The sequence below is a fragment of the Tardiphaga sp. genome, assembly GCF_041424195.1.
Classification (GTDB): domain Bacteria; phylum Pseudomonadota; class Alphaproteobacteria; order Rhizobiales; family Xanthobacteraceae; genus Tardiphaga.
In genome coordinates this window covers 1-1468 of the sequence record NZ_JBGMOE010000110.1, presented here as the reverse complement: position 1 = coordinate 1468, position 1468 = coordinate 1, and the positions used below count along the sequence as shown (strand labels likewise).

General features: G+C 59.6%; 1 protein-coding gene and 1 pseudogene. One reads left to right on the top strand and one right to left on the bottom strand.

Features of this window, described 5'->3' with window-relative positions; translation table 11 throughout:
- Positions 1-270 precede the first annotated feature (270 nt).
- Complete coding sequence (locus tag ACEK02_RS15795) at positions 271-687, top strand: hypothetical protein (protein WP_371422565.1); 417 nt, start codon at positions 271-273, stop codon at positions 685-687.
- Between the two features lie 420 nt (positions 688-1107).
- On the opposite strand, the pseudogene ACEK02_RS15790 reads toward ACEK02_RS15795, so the two are convergent.
- Positions 1108-1468, bottom strand: a pseudogene (locus tag ACEK02_RS15790) (aldose 1-epimerase family protein); the annotation flags it as partial.

Sequence of the window (1468 nt, the reverse complement as noted above, 5' to 3'; positions counted from 1 at the left end):
TTCGAGGATCGGTGCTGCTTCGGGATCGAGCGGGACGTTCCGGCGATAGGCGTTGTAAAAAGCCCGCGCCGCAGCGATTGCCTCTGTCTTCTCGATCATGATCGAACCATCGGTAGCGTGCGCCTCGCTTCCCTGCCTGACCTAGGCCGTGACTTCATAAACGACCGCTGTCGGCAACTCGTATGAATGTCCGGGTTTGTTGGTTAGTTGCCATTTGCCTGATAAGCTCGCCGAATGTGGAAATCTAAGCGATTAGCTCCATTCGCGTCCTTGGTCGCAATCATGTGCGCAGGGTTGGGCGGCCCTATCGGCGCGTGGCCGATCACCGCAAAATACGGTGAAAAACAGTGCCGACCTACGCCGAAAGGTTGGCAGAAGCACGGCAGCGAATTCGGCGAACTGATGACCGTCAACCTGTTGGAGGCTCGCGACGGTCGCTTGTTTTGGAACAAGGCTGCGCTCAGCACGCAAACGTTGCGACGCTACCTAACCGAGGTTCGCCGCTTGAACCCGATGCCGAACATGGTGCTGGTTGTTTCGCCTCATGCGCTCTGTTCGGAAGTGAATTCCCTACGGCGCTTGATCTCATCAAACCTGCAATGCGGTGCTGGAAATGCCTGCGTAGAGTATTCTTCTCTGGCTTGGAAAAGCGCTCAGCCACCGCCGTGGCATCGCCGCGTCCGATAGTGGTGGCTAGCTGCTGTTCGCGAATAGCCAGACGGGCCTGCTATTCTCCGAGCCGAACCACCCCCAATCGGTCAATGCTTCGATGAATCTCTCTCGAACATATTGATGGTAGATTGGAGCGATGAGGGAGACGTAGCGATCCGTAGAGGGCGCGCTATGCTCCATGCCCCTAAAAATCATCCCACGGCTGCCACCGAAGTCGGGCAAGAATCCTTCGACCCAGATGCTGTCGCCGGTTGATGTGCTAAGGCAGTATGGCGCTTCGAGCCGAAAGCCCAAATCCAAAGCAGCAGCCTGCCACGCCTCTATCAGCGCCGCGTCAAGAAGGTCCTTGGCCCGATTCATAAAGTCGTTTTACGGGACACAGGCGCTGTCCGCTATTGGGCGGTTTCGGCCATTCCGGATTTCCGAGTCCACGACCTAGATCTCCAGCGTGATCGCCATGGCGATGTGCCTGGTTTCGCCCGGTGCTAGCGTGAAGATGCCGGGCTTTTCCGTCAGCTCGCCCGCGAAACCGACCGGATCGGCGATGCCGTGCCACGGCTCGACGCAGACGAACGCCGCGCCGGGTTTGGTCCAGATTCCGAGCATGGGCGTGTCGGGGAAGTCGATGCGGAGCTGTGGGCCGGTCGATGCGCCGTAGCGCACGCTTTGCGAATGGACAGGATCCCAGATCAGCGCGTCCTGGGTGAACAGCGCGTCGTCGAGCGCGAGCGTGCGTCCGTCGAGCGGGGAGGGGCGGCGGCCGCTGGAAATCGCGCTGCCGACGAGTTCGCGCAAA